Origin of the sequence: Massilia sp. CT11-108, from assembly GCF_047302915.1 — a bacterium.
In the GTDB taxonomy this organism is placed as follows: Bacteria; Pseudomonadota; Gammaproteobacteria; order Burkholderiales; family Burkholderiaceae_D; genus Telluria; species Telluria orientalis.
On sequence record NZ_JBKYMO010001821.1, the window covers coordinates 1 to 230 of the forward strand.

The 230-nt window shown below is 68.7% G+C and carries 1 protein-coding gene; it reads left to right on the forward strand.

All coding sequences use genetic code 11. From position 1 onward, the window contains the following. On the forward strand, nucleotides 1–230 hold a 230-nt coding region (locus tag ACEN88_RS36450), incomplete at both ends, for a hypothetical protein (protein ID WP_413347234.1).

The window sequence follows — 230 nt, forward strand, 5'->3', positions numbered from 1 at the left end:
GACCAGGGCGGGCGGCTGGGCACCAAGTGCTTCCGCAACTTCTCCGGATCCTACGCCGGGCCGCATACCATGCGCTGGGGCATCGAGCAGTCGCGCAACCTGATGACGGTGCGCGCCGCCGCGGCGACGGGCATGAAGAACGTCACCGATCTGATCCAGCGGCTGGGCGTGAGCGAAGGGCGCTATCCGCCCTACCTTTCCTACGCGCTGGGTGCGGGCGAGACGACGGT